Here is a 16,733-nt window from a genome sequence, read left to right as displayed (position 1 = left end):
ACAGGGGTCCAGATAGGCGTCAGGCGCCCGTTTTCACGCGATAACGGATATTGGATACAAAATCCATATATAATTCGACGCAAAAAGCCCGCGTTGGACCTTTTGTCTGACGCGGGTGTTTTTGACCGTCTAAACGGCGATTATCTCAACCGCAGGCCGGTTTCAGGATCAAACAGCATGGTGCGTTCCGGGCGGATCGAAATACCGATGCGTGTACCCTGCTTACTGCGCTCGTCTTCGCGCTCTTCAACGATCAGCTTGTCGCCATTCGATGTCAGCAAATAGGAATAGCTGACGCCACCAAGCGCCTCGGTCAGATCAACGGTGCAGGTATCGCCTGACCGATCAACCTGAATATGTTCCGGGCGGATACCCAGCGTGACCCGAGACAGACCCAAAGGAACCGATGCTGGGACAGGCAGAGGCTGAGTGATCGCCGGATGAGTCACCTGACCATCAACGATGTCGCAATCCAGAAAATTCATGGCAGGCGAGCCAATGAACCCTGCTACAAACTTGTTATCTGGATCCCGATACAGATCCATCGGCGCACCAACCTGTTCGATCCGACCATCGCGCAGCACCACGATCTTATCGGCCATGGTCATCGCCTCGACCTGATCGTGAGTCACATAGATCATGGTCGCGCCAATTTCATTGTGAAGCCGGGCAATTTCCACACGCATCTCAACGCGCAATTCGGCGTCCAGGTTGGACAGAGGTTCATCGAACAGAAACACCTCGGGGCCGCGCACAATCGCACGCCCGATGGCAACGCGTTGACGCTGACCACCCGACAGAGCCTTGGGTTTGCGTTTCAGATACTGGTCCAGCTTCAGGATACCCGAGGCTTCCTGAACCTTCCTGTCGATCTCGGATTTTGCCACGCCGTTCATCCGCAGGCCAAACCCCATATTCTCGGCCACAGTCATATGCGGGTACAGGGCATAGGTCTGGAACACCATCGCCACGCCCCGTTTCGCAGGGTCCTGATGTGTCACCTCGCGCGCGCCGATGTGAATTTGGCCCTCGGTCGTTTCCTCAAGCCCTGCGATCATCCGCAACAAGGTGGACTTCCCACATCCTGATGGGCCGACAAAGACACAGAATTCACCATCCTCGATTTCGAGGTCGATCCCGTGAATCACCTGTGTCTGGCCATACCGCTTAATCGTTTGGTTCAGAGTTACTCCGGTCATGTCGCTTGTATCCTGTCCTTCTGGCCATCGGGGCGTGTTTCAGGGAACCGCCAGGCCTGAGCTTCGGCCGCGATTTGATCGGCCACCCGGCGCACGCGGGGAATCCAAGCCTCGAGCTGGTCGAAATTCATCCGCTCGGTCGAGCCGGTCACCGATATAGCACCCAGCATCCGCCCGCCCGGCGTTCGGATCGGGCAGGCAACACAAATGATCCCCGTCTCGTGTTCTTCATCATCCAGGGCGTAGCCCCGGCTGCGGATCAGTTCCAGATCGGACCGCAGCGCAGCTTCCGAAGCTAGGGTCTTTTCCGTAAACCGGTGAAAGCTTTGCTGTGAGATCACCTTGTTCAGCTCGGCCTCATCCAGAAAGGCCATCATCGCCTTGCCCACACCCGTACAATAGGCCGGTCCGACCTTGCCCGCCTGGGAATACATCTCAACCGGCTGGGCGGCATTGCGCTTATCGACATACAGAACCTGACCAGAATCGAGCTGCGCCAGATGCACAGTCTCGCCCGTTTCACCGCTGAGCGTATCGAGAAAAGGCCTGGCAATCGGCGCCAGTGAGCTTTGCGTCCACGCCGCATGGGCCAGCCGAACCAGCCTCAAACCCGGTGCATAGGTCTGCCTATCCGGGTCATAGGACAACATCCCCTGATTGGTCAGGGATTGCAGAAACCGATAGAGCGTTGCCTTGGGAAAGCGGCTGCTTTCCAGCAGTTCCGCAAAGCGAACCGGCCGCTGAAACGCGGCCACCTGATCAAGCACGTCACATGCTTTCCCTATCGTTCCATCACCTGCCACGGGCGCTCTGTCTCCTCCAGTTAACCTTCGGCCTCAGCCAAGAGGGTCTTGACAAGACTAACCGAGTCGATGTGTAGTTTTCAACATATAAAACTAAGTTCCAATATATGGAACTAAAATGGAAGCTAAGGGAGGAAACCATGCATTCCATCTACAAGCGCACCACGGCCGCTCTGGCCATGAGCGTTGCACTTGCTGTTCCCGCCTCTGCCGAGCTTACCGGCGAATTGCGGATATTCCTGGACACATCGAACCCGGCACCCCGGGCCACGATGGAAGCAATGATCGACAGATTTCAGCAACAGCATCCGGATTTGGCCATCGAGACAACGGTGATCGACCGCGAGGCCTACAAAACCCAGATCCGCAACTTCTTGACTGCGGATACGCCGGATGTCGCCACGTGGTACGCGGCGAATCGGATGAAACCCTATGTCGAGGCTGGCCTGTTCGAAGACGTCTCGGACCTGTGGGCGGAACCTGCGATTGCGGACAATCTGGCCTCAACCAAAGGTGCGATGACGATCGACGGCAAACAATGGGGCGTGCCCTACACCTACTATCAGTGGGGCGTTTATTACCGCAAAGACATCTTTGACGAGTTGGGTCTGACCGAGCCCGCAACCTGGGAAGAAGAGCTGGCGAATTGCCAAAAGATCGTCGATTCCGGTCGCGCCTGCTATACGATCGGCACCAAGTTCCTGTGGACTGCCGGTGGCTGGTTCGACTACCTGAACATGCGCACCAACGGCTATGACTTCCACAACGAGCTGGCCAATGGTGAAATCAGCTGGGAGGATGACCGGGTCAAGCAGACCTTCGCCAACTGGAAGCAGCTGATCGATATGGGTGCCTTCATCGACAACCACCAGACCTATAGCTGGCAAGAAGCTCTGCCCTTCATGGTCAACGGTGATGCGGCGGCTTATCTGATGGGCAACTTCGCCGTGGCGCCGCTGCGTGAGGCGGGCCTGAGTGACGACCAGCTGGACTTCTACCAGTTTGTTGCCATCAACCCCGATGTCGAACTGGCCGAAGATGCACCGACCGACACGTTCCACATCCCGTCAAACGCGGCGAACAAAGAAGCCGCCCGTGAATTCCTGCGCTTCGTTGTGTCTGCGGATGAACAGACCGAGATCAACAATGGCTCGAATCTCGGCCAGTTGCCGGTCAATGCTCAGTCCTCGGTAGATGCCGACAAGTTCCTGCAGCAGGGCTTTACCATGCTGTCGTCAAACAGCCCGGGCGGAGTCGCCCAGTTCTGGGACCGCGACGCACCGGCAGAAATGGCCAAGGCGTCGATGGAAGGCTTCCAGGAATTCATGGTCAAGCCAGACAATGCGGACAAAATCCTGGCCAAACTCGAACGGGCGCGTCAGCGCATCTACGACAACTGAACCGGTCAGGATTGGCAAAGCCAATCCTGAGCCATGACCTGCGTAAGGCGGGTATCAACCCGCCTTACTCCGCCTACCAGAACCGGGGACGCCCATGACCGCCGTCGATACCCACGAACAAGAAAGCTGGTTCCACCGAAACCAACAGCGCATCGCGCCCTGGTTATTTTTGGCCCCAGGCCTGTTGTTCTTTATGGTCTATGTGATCATTCCGGTCTTTCAGTCCTTCAACCTGTCGCTTTACGAATGGGACGGCCTGGGGGCTGCCGAATATGTCGGCTTTCGCAATTATGAAGACCTGTACTGGGAATGGTCGGACCGGGATGCCTTTTACATCTCGCTCAAAAACAACCTGATCTGGCTGCTGCTCTATCTGGCGGCGATTCCGGCGGGTCTGTTCATTGCGCTGTTCCTGAACCAGACGGTCTGGGGCATCCGCCTGTATAAATCCCTGTTTTTCTTCCCCTTCGTGATTTCTCAGGTGGTCGTTGGCCTAGTGTTCACATGGTTCTATGACCCCACATTCGGCCTGTTGAACGAATTCCTCGGATTCTTTGGCATGGGCCCGGTGAACGTGCTGGGCGACGAGCGTTTCGTCACCTATGGCATCATCTTTGCTGGCCTCTGGCCACAAACCGCCTATTGCATGATCCTGTACCTGACCGGCCTCAACGCCGTGGACCCCGAACAAATCGAAGCCGGGCGGCTGGACGGTGCCAAGAGCTGGCGGATGTTGTGGCATATCATCCTGCCGCAACTGCGCCCCGCCACCTTCATTGCCTTTGTCGTCACCATCATTGGTGCGCTTCGCAGCTTTGACCTGATCTCAATCATGACACAGGGCGGTCCGTTCGGATCATCGCGCGTGCTGGCCTATTACATGTTCGAGGTCGCCTTGTCCGAATACGGATTCCGCATGGGATATGGCGCGGCTATCGCGGTGATCCTGTTCCTGATCATGCTGTGTTTCATCGGTTATTTCCTGTGGTCAATGTACCGCGAAGAAAGGGGGCACTGAGATGTTTCCCAAGCCAATCGAAAAACAACCTCGTGCAGCGCAGATCACCTATCAGGCGTTGCTGCCGCTGGCCTTGCTTTTGTGGCTCGGGCCGCTGCTGGCCGTCGCCCTGTTCTCGGTCAAACCCGCCGCGGATTTCACCAATGCCAACTACTGGGGGATGCCGTCCAGCTTTGAGGGCGCATTCAACTACGGGCAGGTGTTTTTCAATTCGGATATGCCGCGCTATCTGATGAATTCCTTCCTGATCACCGTTCCCACGGTCATCGGGTGCGTCGCGCTCAGTAGCATGACGGGGTTTGCACTCGGCATCTACAAATTCAAATCGAACCTTTGGATCTTCTTCCTGTTCGTAGCGGGCAATTTCGTGCCTTTCCAAATCCTCATGGTGCCCGTGCGCGACCTGACGCTGGACCTGGGCCTGTACAACACCAAGACCGGGCTGGTCTTGTTCCACATCGCGTTCCAGACCGGGTTTTGCACCCTGTTCATGCGGAATTTCATCCGCGCCCTGCCCTTTGAACTGATCGAGGCGGCGCGGGTCGAAGGGATCAGTGAATGGCGTATCTTCTGGTACGTGGTGCTGCCGCTGATGAAGCCCGCCATTGCGGCGCTCAGTGTGCTGATCTTTACCTTCATATGGAACGACTATTTCTGGGCTGTAGTGCTGACGCAAGGTGCTGAGAGCCAGCCTGTAACCGCAGGGATCACCAGCTTTAACGCGCAGTTCCGCGCCGCCTATCAGCTGATGAGTGCCGGTTCCATTGTCGCGGCGCTGCCGCCGGTTGCCATGTTCTTTCTGATGCAGAAACATTTTATCGCGGGCCTGACACTCGGTGCCGTGAAATAACATCAAGCTAAAGGTTTGCCTGATGACCAAAATCACTTTTATCGGGGCCGGTTCCACGATCTTCATGCGCAATATCGTGGGCGATGCCCTTTTGACCCCCGCCCTGGCCGACAGCCATTTTGCCTTAATGGATATCGACACACAGCGCCTGGCTGAGAGCGAATCCGTGGCCCGCGCCATGGTGCGCTCGGTCGGCACGGGGGCCACCATAACCACCCACACCGATCGACGCGCCGCATTGGAGGGGGCGGATTTCGTGATTACCGCCTTTCAGATCGGAGGGTATGACCCCTGCACAGTGACTGACTTCGAGATCCCCAAGCAATATGGCCTGCGTCAGACCATCGCCGATACGCTGGGCGTAGGAGGGATCATGCGCGGGTTACGCACCGTTCCGGTCCTGTGGGACGTGGCCCAGGACATGATGCAGCTCTGCCCCAACGCGACGCTGTTGCAATATGTGAACCCGATGGCGATCAACACGTGGGCTTTGGCCGAACGGTTTCCGACATTGAAACATGTCGGCCTGTGCCATTCGGTGCAAAATACGGTCGAGGAACTGGCCCATGATCTGGACCTGCCCAAGCACGAGTTTCGCTATAAGGTCGCAGGCGTCAACCATGTGGCTTTCTTCCTCAAGCTCGAGCATCGGGGCCGCGATCTCTATCCTGCGCTCCGACAGGGATATGCCGGTGGACAGCTGCCGAAACCGCCCCTTTTGATGCCACGCTGCCCCAACAAGGTCCGATACGAAGTGATGGATCATCTGGGCTATTTCTGCACCGAAAGCTCGGAACATCTGGCCGAATATGTGCCCTGGTTCATCAAGGACGGGCGCGACGATCTGATCGAGCAGTTCTCGATCCCACTGGATGAATATCCCACCCGCTGCGTCGAGCAGGTCGAGGACTGGAAAGAACAGGCCAAGACCCTGACCGACGGGCGTGCGGTTGAGGTGTGCCGCAGCCACGAATTCGCGGCGGACCTGATGAACGCCATCGTGACCAATACGCCCTACACCGCCTATGGCAACCTGCCCAATTCCGGCCAGATCCCGCAACTGCCCTTGGGGGCTGCTGTGGAAACGCCATGCCTGGTGGACAGCAACGGGGTGCAACCCTCGGTCGTGACCGACATCCCACCGCAGCTGATTGCGCTGATGCGCACCCAGATCAACGTGCAGGAACTGACCGTGCGGGCGCTGACCGACCAGAACCCCGAATACATTTACCACGCCGCCATGATGGACCCACACACAGCCGCCGAGCTCGACCTGCGCCAGATCCGTAATCTGGTCAGCGATCTTTTGATCGCGCATGCGGATTGGTTGCCAGACTGGTGCAAACCGGCCAAAGCGGCATGACCAAATATTAAAGGGCTGACAATAATGACAAAAAAACGCCGCTCGCAGCATTGGTATGGCAAGCTGGACAAGGATGGTTTCATCCACCGGTCCTGGATGAAGAACCAGGGCTTTCCCGACCATGCCTTTGACGGGCGTCCCATTATCGGCATCTGCAATACATGGTCCGAACTGACGCCGTGCAATTCCGGCCTGCGCGATCTGGCCGAAGGCGTCAAACGCGGCGTGTGGGAGGCCGGCGGCTTCCCGGTCGAATTCCCGGTCATGTCGCTGGGTGAAACCCAGATGAAGCCCACCGCCATGCTGTTTCGCAACCTACTGGCCATGGATGTCGAAGAATCCATCCGCGCCTATGGGATTGACGGCGTGGTTCTGCTGGGTGGCTGTGACAAAACTACGCCGGGGCAACTTATGGGTGCCGCCTCGGTCGATCTGCCCGCCATCGTTGTCAGTTCCGGTCCGATGCTGAACGGTAAGTATCGCGGGCAGGATATCGGCTCGGGCACGGATGTATGGAAGTTTTCCGAAGCCGTGCGCGCCGGGGAAATGACCCTGCAAGATTTCATGAATGCTGAATCCGGCATGTCGCGCAGCGCCGGGGTCTGCATGACCATGGGCACCGCCAGCACCATGGCCTCGCTGGTCGAGGCGATGGGCATGTCCCTGCCCACAAACGCCGCCCTGCCCGCCGTCGATGCCCGCCGCATGGCGCTGGCGCATCTGACCGGCAAGCGGATTGTCGAGATGGTGGATGAAGACCTCAAACCCTCTGACATTCTGACCAAAGAAGCCTTTGAAAACGCCATTCTGGCCAATGCGGCCGTGGGCGGATCAACCAACGCCGTCGTACATTTGCTGGCCCTGGCAGGCCGTGTTGGCGTCGACCTGACGCTCAAGGATTTTGAGATCGGGTCGGACATACCGCTGCTGGTGAACTGCATGCCCTCGGGCCAATATCTGATGGAGGATTTCTGTTACGCAGGCGGTGTACCGGTTGTTCTGAACGAGCTCAAACCGTTCCTGCGCCCGACCAAGACGGTTTTGAACAAGGACATCGCAGCCCATTACGAGGGCGCGGAATGCTTCAACCGTGATGTAATCCGCCCCTTTGACGACCCGGTGAAACCTGCTGCGGGTCTGCGTGTGCTGCGCGGCAATCTGGCACCGAATGGGGCCATTGTGAAACCCTCGGCAGCCACCGACGCGCTTTTGGAGACCGAGGCTGAGGCCTATGTCTTTGAAAACATCGAAGACATGAAGGCCAATATCGACCGGGATGACCTGCCGGTTACGCCCGAGACCCTATTGGTGCTGAAAGGCTGTGGCCCCAAGGGCTATCCGGGTATGCCCGAGGTGGGCAATATGCCGATCCCGGCCAAGCTGGTGAAGGACGGCGTGCGTGACATGATCCGCATCTCGGACGCGCGGATGTCCGGCACGGCCTTTGGCACGGTCATCCTGCATGTCAGCCCCGAGGCGCAGGCGGGCGGCACGCTCGCGCTGGTCAAGACCGGTGACCGTATCCGCGTATCGGCCAGCACCGGACAGCTTGATCTGCTGGTAGACCAAACCGAACTGGACGCCCGGCGCGCCGCATGGCAACCGGACGCTCCGCATTACACCCGCGGCTATGCCAAGCTTTACATAGACCACGTCCTGCAGGCCGATCAGGGTGCGGACCTTGATTTCCTTGTCGGCAAAGACACCCGCCTTGTGACCAGAGAGAGCCACTGATGGACCAATCCGCCACTTTCCACGACCTGAACGGTGCGTCGGTCTTTATCACCGGTGGAGGCTCCGGCGTCGGGGCCGCATTGACCGATGGGTTTCTGGCCCAAGGTGCACAAGTCGCCTTTATTGGCCGGTCCGACGCCAGCGATTTTGTCGAAGAGATGCGCGCCAAACACGGGCGCGCGCCGCTGTTCCTGCAGGGCGACATGACGGATACCGACCTGTTGCGCGCCTCAATGGCCAAAGCCGCCGAGGCCCATGGCCCCCTTGGTGTGCTGATCAACAATGCCGCCAACGACAAGCGCCATTCGCTTGACGAAACCACGCCCAAATTCTGGGACTGGATGATCGAGGTGAATCTGAAGGCGTATTTCTTTGCCTGCCAAGAAGCCGCACGTCAAATGCAGGACAAGGGCGGATCAATCATCAATTTCAGCTCGATCAGCTATATGATGGGTAATTCCGGTTATCCGATCTATACGACATCAAATGCCGGGATCACCGGGATGACCCGGTCGTTGGCGCGCGAGCTTGGCCCGCAGAAAATCCGCGTTAATGCGCTGGCCCCCGGATGGGTTCTGACACAGAAACAGCTGGACATGTGGGCCACGCGAGAAGATCTGTCCGCACATCTGGAACGCCAATGCCTAAAGGACCACCTGACGCCCGAGGATATGATCGCACCGACCCTGTTTCTTGCGTCGGAAGCCAGTCGCGCCATGACCGGGCAATGCATGGCCGTTGATGGCGGTGTTGTAGTAACAGGATGAGAACATGACAATCGAATGGATCGCTGTTGATTGGGGAACAACTCATCTGCGGGCATGGGCAATGCAGGGTGACACCATTCTGGACCAGGCTCAGTCCGCAAGCGGCATGGATCAAATTCCCCGGGATGGGTTTCAAAAAGCACTGCTGGACCTGATCGTGGGCTGGCTTGGCGATACGGTCATGGATGTGGTCGCCTGCGGTATGGTGGGCGCGCGCCAAGGCTGGGTCGAGGCACCATATTCCGCTGTACCTTCGGTTCCTGTTCCCGATGCACCTGTCCGCGTTCCGGCAACAGATCCCCGTATCCGCGCCTTTGTCGTACCCGGGCTAAAGCAAACAAGCCCCCCCGATGTCATGCGCGGAGAAGAGACACAGATCGCCGGTTTTCTGGCCCACCGGCCAAACTGGGACGGCATCATTTGCCTGCCCGGAACGCATACCAAATGGGTACAGGTCAGCGCGGATGAAGTCGTCAGCTTCCGCACATTCATGACAGGCGAAATCTTCGGATTGCTCAGCAATCAATCCGTCCTGAAACATACGGTCAGCGAAGGCTGGGACGACGCAGCTTTTGCCGAGGCTGTGGCGGATTCCCTGTCCCGACCGGAACAACTTGCCGCGCGCCTTTTCGGCCTGCGGGCCACTGATCTGCTGCAGGGTCAGGACTCCGGTGTCGCACGCGCGCGTCTGTCGGGATACCTGATCGGAGCGGAACTGGCCGCGTCCCGTCCCTATTGGTTGGGCCAGCAGATTGCCATTATCGGGGACCAAAGCCTCTCGGAAATCTATGCCATCGCGCTGAAACAGCAGGGTGCATTTGTTGAAATAGCCGACAGCACGCAATCTACATTGGCAGGTCTTTTGCAGGCCCGAAATCTGACGAGGCAAACCGCATGAGCCGTCCTATCATTGCAATTCTGCGCGGTCTGCAACCCACCGAGGCCGCCGAGGTCGGGCAGGCCCTGATCGACGCGGGCATAGACCGGATCGAGGTGCCCCTGAACTCACCCGATCCGTTGACCAGCATCGGCATTCTGGCGGAACGTTTCGGCGATCGCGCATTGATCGGCGCCGGAACCGTCCTGACCATCGAACAGGTCGATGCGGTGGCCGGGGTCGGCGGCAAGCTGATTGTCTCGCCAAATTTCGACGCTGAGGTGATACAGCAGACGATCAAACTGGGCATACAAAGCTGGCCAGGCGTCTATACCCCGACCGAGGCCTTTGGCGCGCTCAGGGCAGGGGCAACCGGGCTCAAACTGTTTCCGGGCGTGATGGCGGGGCCCTCGGGCCTGGCCGCAATACGCCCGATCCTGCCCAAGGACGCGCTGGTCTTTGCCGTCGGTGGGGCAGGCCCCGAAAACTTTGCCGAATGGCTCAAGGCCGGGACGGACGGGTTCGGGATCGGGTCGGCCCTGTATAAACCGGGAATGGCCGTTGCCGACATTGCAGAGCGCGCGCGAAAGATCGTCTTGGCCTATGACAAGGCCGCCCAATGAGTGTCGTGTTTGACGACCGTCCCTGCGATCTGGGCGAAGGGCCTTTGTGGCACCCGGAACGGGCGCAGCTATTCTGGTTCGACATCACCGGCAACCGCCTGATGACCCAGAAGGACGGGCATCAGCAAAGCTGGCAGTTCCCGGAAAATGTTTCAGCAGCGGGCTGGGTGGACAGGGACACGCTGTTGATGGCTTCCGAGACCGGGCTGTGGCGCTTTGACCAGAAAACCGGCGCGCGTAGCTTGGTCACCCATCTAGAGGCGGACGATACGGTCACCCGTTCCAACGATGGCCGCGCTGATCCCTGGGGCGGTTTCTGGATCGGCACCATGGGCAAGAACGCCGAACCCGGCGCTGGGTCCATCTATCGGTTCTGGCGCGGAGAACTGCGGCGGCTGGTGCCGGATGTCACGATCTCGAACGCCATCTGTTTTGCGCCGGATCGCTCTTGCGCCTATTTCACCGACACGGTCACCAGACAGGTCATGCGCTGGAGTTTGGACCCGGAAACCGGGTGGCCAGAAGGCCAAAGCACCGTGTTCCTCGACCTTACCAAAGACCAGCTGAACCCTGATGGAGCAGTGGTCGATACGAGCGGAAATATCTGGATCGCCCAATGGGGCGCCAACCGCGTGGCTGCTTACTCGCCTGAGGGTCGGTTCCTGAAGGCGGTCGGTTTTGACGCGGCCCATGCCTCGTGCCCGGCTTTTGGCGGGCCAGACCTGACAACGCTGTTCTGCACCACCGCTCGCCAAGGGCTGGATGCGACACAGATTGAAACCCAACCTACCAACGGAATGACCTTTGCCGCGCCCGACGCAGGCAAAGGTCAGGCAGAGCACAGAGTCATCCTATGAACCCCGAACTTGGCGTTTGCTATTACCCCGAACATTGGCCAGAGGCGATGTGGGCGGACGATGCAGCACGTATGGTCGAAACCGGCCTGACATGGGTGCGGATAGGCGAGTTCGGCTGGAGCCGGATGGAGCCCACGTCGGACGATCTGCACTTCGACTGGCTGGATCGCGCAATCGAAACCTTAGGTTCTGCCGGGTTGAAAGTGGTGCTGGGCACGCCAACAGCGACGCCGCCACGCTGGATGCTGGACAAACACCCGGACATGCTTGCCGTGGATGCGCAGGGTCAGCCGCGCAAGTTCGGCTCACGCAGACATTATTGCTTTAGCCACACCGGGTATATCGAAGAATGCGTTCGGATCGCACGTGTCATGGGCGAACGCTATGGGCGCAACCCGCATGTCGCAGCATGGCAGATCGACAATGAATATGGCTGCCACGAAACCACTGTCAGCTATAGCCAACCCGCCCTACACGCCTTTCAAAACTGGCTGGAAGGTCAATACAGCACGATTGAAACCCTGAATGCAGCGTGGGGAAATGTGTTCTGGTCAATGGAATATGACAGGTTTGATCAGATCGACCTGCCGAACCTGACTGTGACAGAACCCAACCCGGCCCATGTTCTGGCCTTCCGGCGGTTCAGTTCAGATCAGGTGGTGGCCTTCAACAGGGCACAGGTCGAAGTGCTGCGGCCCCTGACCGATGCGCCTTTGCTGCACAATTACATGGGGCGTGTGCTCGATTTCGACCACTTCGCAGTGGGTACCGATCTGGATGTCGCCACATGGGACAGCTATCCGATCGGGTTTCTATCTGACCGGCTTGAGGCGGATAAGGCACATAAGTCGGCCTTTCTGCAGCAAGGCGATCCCGACATGCAGGCCTTTCATCACGATCTGTATCGCGCTGTGGGGCGCGGGCGTTGGTGGGTGATGGAACAGCAACCCGGCCCGGTGAACTGGGCCCCTTACAACCCTGCACCTCTGCCCGGCATGGTGCGCCTGTGGTCGCTTGAGGCCGTGGCGCATGGGGCCGAGGTGGTCAGCTATTTCCGCTGGCGGCAGGCGCCCTTTGCGCAAGAACAGATGCATGCAGGACTGCTGACGCCGGACAACCGCTCTGCCCCGGCTTTGGCCGAGGCGCGCCAAACCGCCGATGATCTGGCCGGGCTGGGAGCAATCACACAGGCCAGAGCGGATGTCGCGATCCTGTTCGACTATGCCTCGGATTGGGCCTGGGCGACGCAACCTCAAGGGGCTGGGTTCGACTATTTCAAACTGGTCTTTTCAACCTACCAAGCCCTGCGCCGGGCTGGATTGTCAGTGGACTTCCTGCCTGCGGATAACATCCCAAAGGCGGGATATAAGGTGATCCTTGCACCGGGTCTGGCGACCATCGGACCCGATCTGGAACAGCGCCTGACCGATGGTTGTGATCTGGCTGTTCTGGGCCCGCGCTCTGGCGCCATCACGCAGGACTTTCAGATACCCGCAACTGGTCGCCCCGGGCTGACTGCACTGGATTGCACTGTCGATCTTGTGGAAACCCTGCCCCCTCAGGTGACCCGGGAAGTTGATGGTGGCGGCGCAGCCCTTCACTGGGTCGATCGCCTGTCAGGAAAGGCCCCGGACATTTTGACATTTCAAGACGGAACACCTGCCCTGAAAGGGACCGACCACATGTGGTATCTGGCCGGGTTCCCGAATGACACGTTATGGGATCGCGTGATCAGCAAGGCCGCTGCTCGGACAGGCATTGCCTTGCATCCGATGCCTCAGGGTCTGCGGCGACGCCAGACGTCCGGGCATACATTCCTGATCAACTACAATTCGGCGCCGGTTGAATGGAACGGCCGGATGATCGAAGCCTGTGATGTGTTCATTCAGGAAAATGACACGCCCGCCGAGGGGTAACCTCGGCGGGCGCAAACTGCGAGGCGCTTAGTTCGCCTGCAAACTGTTGGGATCAAAGGCACCGCCATTGCCCGAAGGCGTTTCAGTACCAGAATCCTCTTCTTCGTCACCCAGAGTATTCGGCGCAAACACATTGCCGAAACCGCTGTTATTCGAGGGTTTCGGGGCCGATTCCTGCGCACCCTCTCCCTCTTGCTCAGCCGCTTCCGCCTCGCGCTTTTTGCGCTGTTCTTCGCGCTGATTGCGCAGCTCTTGAATACGCAGGTCAGCTTCAAGGCGCTTTTGCTCTTTGACATCTGCGACACACTGAGCCGGATTATAGGCGGTTGCGGTTCCGACCACAGTGATCGTGGCAACCGCAAAGACAACCAGCAGAACCGCAGCAAGGTTCCCGGCAAAGAAGCTGGGAAGCTTGATTTTGCCCGCCAGTTCCTCGACCGTGGCGTTCTTGCGTGCAGCAGCCACCAGTTCCTGTCGCTTCAGCTTGGCCTCGTTCAGCAGGGCAAAGAACACCGTCAGCGCCACGATGATGAAGGCCAGCGCCGAGATCGAGGGCGTGATGCCATAGCGCACCTTCTGCGCCAGTTCGATGGTCAGCGTCGGGTATTCACCAAAGGTGAAGGTGGTGGTGTTGTAGTTCTCAAACGAGGCCAAGAACGCCAGCACTGCCGCGCTGGCAATCGCCGGACGCATGAACGGAAGCATGATCTTGCGGAACGCCTGAGCATGGGTTGCACCCAGATCCAGCGCGGCCTCGGTCAGCGCCATATCATAGCGCTGCAACCGTGCCACCAGCACCAGCATGCAATAGCTGGCGATAAAGGTGGATTGGCCGATCACCGTCAGGAATATCCCGTTTGACAGGAAACTGTCGGCACCCAAGCCCAACATCCGGTTGATCCGGTCCCAGAACACCAGTGTCGAGATACCCAGAACAACGCCCGGGATCAGGATCGGCGCGATGATGACCGTATAGTAGGTCGCGCGCAGTTTTGGCCAGATCTGCGTCAGCATCAGCGCGCCCGCAAGACCCATCGCCACCGATAGAACCACCGTTCCGGCGCCGATGATCAGTGAGTTCTTGATGCCGTTCAGGATACGTTGGTCCTGAAACAATTCGCCAAACCACTGGAAGGTCAGACACTCCCACGGTGTCATCCTTGGGAATTCGGACGAGTTGAAGGCCGTGACCGACATGATCACCAGCGGACCCAGAAGGTACAGGAAGAACAGCACCAGGTAGACCCAAATGCTTACACGGAGGAAGGACAAATTCATTTCCCTATATCCCCCATATTCACCTTGAACAGGCGCATAACGGCCAGCACGAACAAGATACAGGTCACCAGCAGAACGATGGCGTAGGCGGCACCCTGCGGCCAGTCATTGTTGTCGTTGAACTGCTGATAGATCAGCTGCGTGAACCACAGGGAGGACGGCCCGCCCAGAATTTGCGGCGCGGCCAGCGCACCCGCGGACAGCATGAACACCATAGTACAGCCCGAACTGATCCCTGGCTTGGCATAGGGAATGACCACGCGCCAATGGATACGCCACCAGGGGGCTCCCAAATCTCGCGCCGCCTCGATCTGGTTTTTATCCAGACTTTCTATGACGTTATACATCGGGAAGATCATCAGCAAGATATAGGCATAGCCCAGCCCGGCATAGAGCGCGATGTCATTGCGGATGAAATCAAACGGCATATCCCAGACCCCCAGCCCAGTGAACAGCGTGTTCAGTACACCGGTTTCGCCAAAGATGATCCGCAGGGCAAAGGCGCGCAGGATCTCATTGATCCAGTAGGGGATGATCAGCATGATCGCAAAGATGCGGATGTGACTGCCCTTGGACTGACCCAGATAATAGGCGATCGGATAGCACAGGATCAGGTTGAAAATCGTAACGCATACCGCGGCCAGAAGGGTGCGGAAAAACACCCTCAGATCGACGGCGTTATAGTCCTGGCTGCCGCCTTCCGGGCCATAGATCAGGTATTTGTAGTTCTCCAGCGTATAGACATCTTTTGGCCCCCCGATCTCGGGCGGGGGCAGGTTTGGCCGGAATGAGAAATCCAGCATCGACAGCTGCGGCAGGATGATCAGGCCGATGGTCCAGAACAGGACCAAACCCAGTATCATCAATCCCATGCCGGTGCCGTTGCGGTTGAAGAATTCTTTCAGAAAATGGGGCATATTTTTATCCCCTTATTCCGCGGCCAGCTCACCCGCTGGAACCAGAACCGCATTATGGGTCTGATATTCCAACGTGATGGTCTGCCCGGTATGGTCATCGAAAGATTGGCCTAGATTGGGCAGCGATACCTTAATTTCCTTGCCGCCATCGCCTTCGGTGAAAATATTGAAGGCGTTACCTTCGAATTCTTCATGGTTCACGCGGGCGGTTACAAAATGGTCGCCCACTGCACCGTCCGGGGCAATCGCCAGCGCCTCGGGGCGAATGAACATCATCGCGTCATCGCCTTCTTTCAGCTTGCCCTGATTTACAGTGGAAATCCGTGCAACCAGATCGCCGGATCGGTTGGTTGCAATCAGCGCCTCATCTCCCATGACTTGCTTGATCTTGCCGCGGAAAACGTTGTTTTCGCCCACGAACGAGGCCGCAAAAGCCGTGTTGGGGTCATTGTAAATTGTCTTGCCATCGGCAATCTGGTCGATCACTCCTGCACGCATTACGGCGATATTGTCCGACATGGTCAGCGCTTCGCCCTGGTCGTGGGTGATATAGATGAAGGTGATACCGACACGCTTCTGAATCTCGCGCAGCTCGGTGCGCATATGCTGGCGCAGCTTGAGGTCCAACGCCGAAAGCGGTTCGTCCAGCAGCAGTACATCGGGTTCGGCACATAGGGCGCGGGCAATCGCCACGCGCTGACGCTGACCACCCGAAAGCTCGCTGGGCAGCTTGTCACCCTGTCCCGGCAGCGCGATCATGTCCAACAGCTCATCGGCCCGCTTGCGGCGCTCGGCCGCGCTGGCGCCTTTGATCTCCATCGAGAAAGTGATGTTTTCCCAGACTTTCATCAGGGGGAACAGCGCGAGGTTCTGAAAGATCAGGGCAGTCGGGCGCTTGTTGGGCCCGATGCCGCGCATGTCATTACCACCGATCAGAACCTTACCCTCGCTGGGGTCCAGAAACCCCGAAACAGCGCGCAAAATCGTTGTCTTGCCGCAACCGGATGGTCCCAGGAACGAAAAGAAATCGCCCCCGTTTATGTTCACATTTGCGTCCCGCACCGCGACAAAATCGCCGAAACGGATCCACAGGTTTTCAAGATCTACACCGACCCCTGCACTCATTTTTGG

The 16,733-nt window shown here is 58.3% G+C and carries 15 protein-coding genes; 10 read left to right on the top strand and 5 right to left on the bottom strand.

The window, feature by feature from the left end; genetic code table 11:
- Positions 1-140: 140 nt before the first annotated feature.
- Entirely contained in the window at positions 141-1,199 is a 1,059-nt protein-coding gene (locus tag AC2FIM_RS07680; RefSeq protein WP_496677189.1) for an ABC transporter ATP-binding protein, read from the bottom strand.
- Positions 1,196-2,002 carry an IclR family transcriptional regulator gene (locus AC2FIM_RS07675; protein WP_496677192.1) on the bottom strand — a complete coding sequence of 269 codons (807 nt, stop codon included), beginning with the start codon at positions 2,000-2,002 and terminating at the stop codon, positions 1,196-1,198. Before AC2FIM_RS07675 ends, AC2FIM_RS07680 begins: the two co-directional genes overlap by 4 nt.
- A 140-nt stretch (positions 2,003-2,142) precedes the next feature.
- On the opposite strand from AC2FIM_RS07675, the gene AC2FIM_RS07670 reads away from it, so the two are divergent.
- The 10 genes from AC2FIM_RS07670 (at position 2,143) to AC2FIM_RS07625 (ending at position 13,407) form a co-directional block, all read left to right on the top strand.
- The gene (locus AC2FIM_RS07670) at positions 2,143-3,402 is read left to right on the top strand and encodes an ABC transporter substrate-binding protein (protein WP_496677194.1); all 1,260 of its coding nucleotides are present in this window, start codon (positions 2,143-2,145) and stop codon (positions 3,400-3,402) included.
- A 94-nt stretch (positions 3,403-3,496) separates the two neighbouring features.
- Positions 3,497-4,420, top strand: coding sequence for a carbohydrate ABC transporter permease (locus tag AC2FIM_RS07665; protein WP_142636168.1), 924 nt, complete (start codon positions 3,497-3,499; stop codon positions 4,418-4,420).
- A 1-nt stretch (position 4,421) separates the two neighbouring features.
- Complete coding sequence (locus tag AC2FIM_RS07660; protein ID WP_142636166.1) at positions 4,422-5,270, top strand: carbohydrate ABC transporter permease; 849 nt, start codon at positions 4,422-4,424, stop codon at positions 5,268-5,270.
- A 22-nt stretch (positions 5,271-5,292) separates the two neighbouring features.
- Entirely contained in the window at positions 5,293-6,633 is a 1,341-nt protein-coding gene (locus AC2FIM_RS07655) for an alpha-glucosidase/alpha-galactosidase (protein WP_496708031.1), read from the top strand.
- Between the two features lie 24 nt (positions 6,634-6,657).
- Positions 6,658-8,367 (top strand): IlvD/Edd family dehydratase, encoded by a 1,710-nt coding sequence (locus tag AC2FIM_RS07650; RefSeq protein WP_496708032.1) that lies wholly within the window; start codon positions 6,658-6,660, stop codon positions 8,365-8,367.
- Positions 8,367-9,134 (top strand): SDR family NAD(P)-dependent oxidoreductase, encoded by a 768-nt coding sequence (locus tag AC2FIM_RS07645; protein ID WP_496708033.1) that lies wholly within the window; start codon positions 8,367-8,369, stop codon positions 9,132-9,134. Before AC2FIM_RS07650 ends, AC2FIM_RS07645 begins: the two co-directional genes overlap by 1 nt.
- Positions 9,135-9,138: 4 nt before the next feature.
- Entirely contained in the window at positions 9,139-10,032 is an 894-nt protein-coding gene (locus tag AC2FIM_RS07640) for a 2-dehydro-3-deoxygalactonokinase (protein WP_496677208.1), read from the top strand.
- Positions 10,029-10,634 (top strand): 2-dehydro-3-deoxy-6-phosphogalactonate aldolase, encoded by a 606-nt coding sequence (locus AC2FIM_RS07635; protein WP_142636156.1) that lies wholly within the window; start codon positions 10,029-10,031, stop codon positions 10,632-10,634. The genes AC2FIM_RS07640 and AC2FIM_RS07635 overlap by 4 nt, the downstream gene beginning before the upstream one ends.
- On the top strand, positions 10,631-11,491 hold the full coding sequence (locus tag AC2FIM_RS07630) for an SMP-30/gluconolactonase/LRE family protein (protein ID WP_142636154.1): 861 nt from the start codon (positions 10,631-10,633) through the stop codon (positions 11,489-11,491). The genes AC2FIM_RS07635 and AC2FIM_RS07630 overlap by 4 nt, the downstream gene beginning before the upstream one ends.
- Positions 11,488-13,407, top strand: a complete 1,920-nt coding sequence (locus AC2FIM_RS07625) for a beta-galactosidase (RefSeq protein ID WP_496731859.1) — start codon at positions 11,488-11,490, stop codon at positions 13,405-13,407. Before AC2FIM_RS07630 ends, AC2FIM_RS07625 begins: the two co-directional genes overlap by 4 nt.
- A 27-nt stretch (positions 13,408-13,434) precedes the next feature.
- Here the strand turns inward: AC2FIM_RS07625 and AC2FIM_RS07620 are convergent, their stop codons facing one another.
- From AC2FIM_RS07620 to AC2FIM_RS07610, 3 genes are read right to left on the bottom strand one after another with little or no spacing between them, the layout of a single operon-like run.
- On the bottom strand, positions 13,435-14,685 hold the full coding sequence (locus AC2FIM_RS07620) for an ABC transporter permease (protein ID WP_496677216.1): 1,251 nt from the start codon (positions 14,683-14,685) through the stop codon (positions 13,435-13,437).
- Entirely contained in the window at positions 14,682-15,602 is a 921-nt protein-coding gene (locus AC2FIM_RS07615) for an ABC transporter permease (protein ID WP_142636148.1), read from the bottom strand. The genes AC2FIM_RS07620 and AC2FIM_RS07615 overlap by 4 nt, the downstream gene beginning before the upstream one ends.
- A 12-nt stretch (positions 15,603-15,614) precedes the next feature.
- Positions 15,615-16,727, bottom strand: coding sequence for an ABC transporter ATP-binding protein (locus AC2FIM_RS07610; protein ID WP_142636146.1), 1,113 nt, complete (start codon positions 16,725-16,727; stop codon positions 15,615-15,617).
- Positions 16,728-16,733 lie beyond the last annotated feature (6 nt).

It is taken from the genome of Ruegeria sp. CDSC052 (genome assembly GCF_059610685.1).
This window is presented reverse-complemented; position numbering and strand designations above follow the sequence as displayed.

Bases quoted from the DNA above. Each gene is read 5' to 3' on its own strand.
- AC2FIM_RS07630 (WP_142636154.1), top strand. From the start codon at position 10,631: ATGAGTGTCGTGTTTGACGACCGTCCCTGCGATCTGGGCGAAGGGCCT.
- AC2FIM_RS07645 (WP_496708033.1), top strand. From the start codon at position 8,367: ATGGACCAATCCGCCACTTTCCACGACCTGAACGGTGCGTCGGTCTTT.
- AC2FIM_RS07655 (WP_496708031.1), top strand. From the start codon at position 5,293: ATGACCAAAATCACTTTTATCGGGGCCGGTTCCACGATCTTCATGCGC.
- AC2FIM_RS07615 (WP_142636148.1), bottom strand. From the start codon at position 15,602: ATGCCCCATTTTCTGAAAGAATTCTTCAACCGCAACGGCACCGGCATG.
- AC2FIM_RS07650 (WP_496708032.1), top strand. From the start codon at position 6,658: ATGACAAAAAAACGCCGCTCGCAGCATTGGTATGGCAAGCTGGACAAG.
- AC2FIM_RS07610 (WP_142636146.1), bottom strand. From the start codon at position 16,727: ATGAGTGCAGGGGTCGGTGTAGATCTTGAAAACCTGTGGATCCGTTTC.
- AC2FIM_RS07670 (WP_496677194.1), top strand. From the start codon at position 2,143: ATGCATTCCATCTACAAGCGCACCACGGCCGCTCTGGCCATGAGCGTT.
- AC2FIM_RS07640 (WP_496677208.1), top strand. From the start codon at position 9,139: ATGACAATCGAATGGATCGCTGTTGATTGGGGAACAACTCATCTGCGG.
- AC2FIM_RS07665 (WP_142636168.1), top strand. From the start codon at position 3,497: ATGACCGCCGTCGATACCCACGAACAAGAAAGCTGGTTCCACCGAAAC.
- AC2FIM_RS07625 (WP_496731859.1), top strand. From the start codon at position 11,488: ATGAACCCCGAACTTGGCGTTTGCTATTACCCCGAACATTGGCCAGAG.
- AC2FIM_RS07660 (WP_142636166.1), top strand. From the start codon at position 4,422: ATGTTTCCCAAGCCAATCGAAAAACAACCTCGTGCAGCGCAGATCACC.
- AC2FIM_RS07635 (WP_142636156.1), top strand. From the start codon at position 10,029: ATGAGCCGTCCTATCATTGCAATTCTGCGCGGTCTGCAACCCACCGAG.
- AC2FIM_RS07620 (WP_496677216.1), bottom strand. From the start codon at position 14,685: ATGAATTTGTCCTTCCTCCGTGTAAGCATTTGGGTCTACCTGGTGCTG.
- AC2FIM_RS07680 (WP_496677189.1), bottom strand. From the start codon at position 1,199: ATGACCGGAGTAACTCTGAACCAAACGATTAAGCGGTATGGCCAGACA.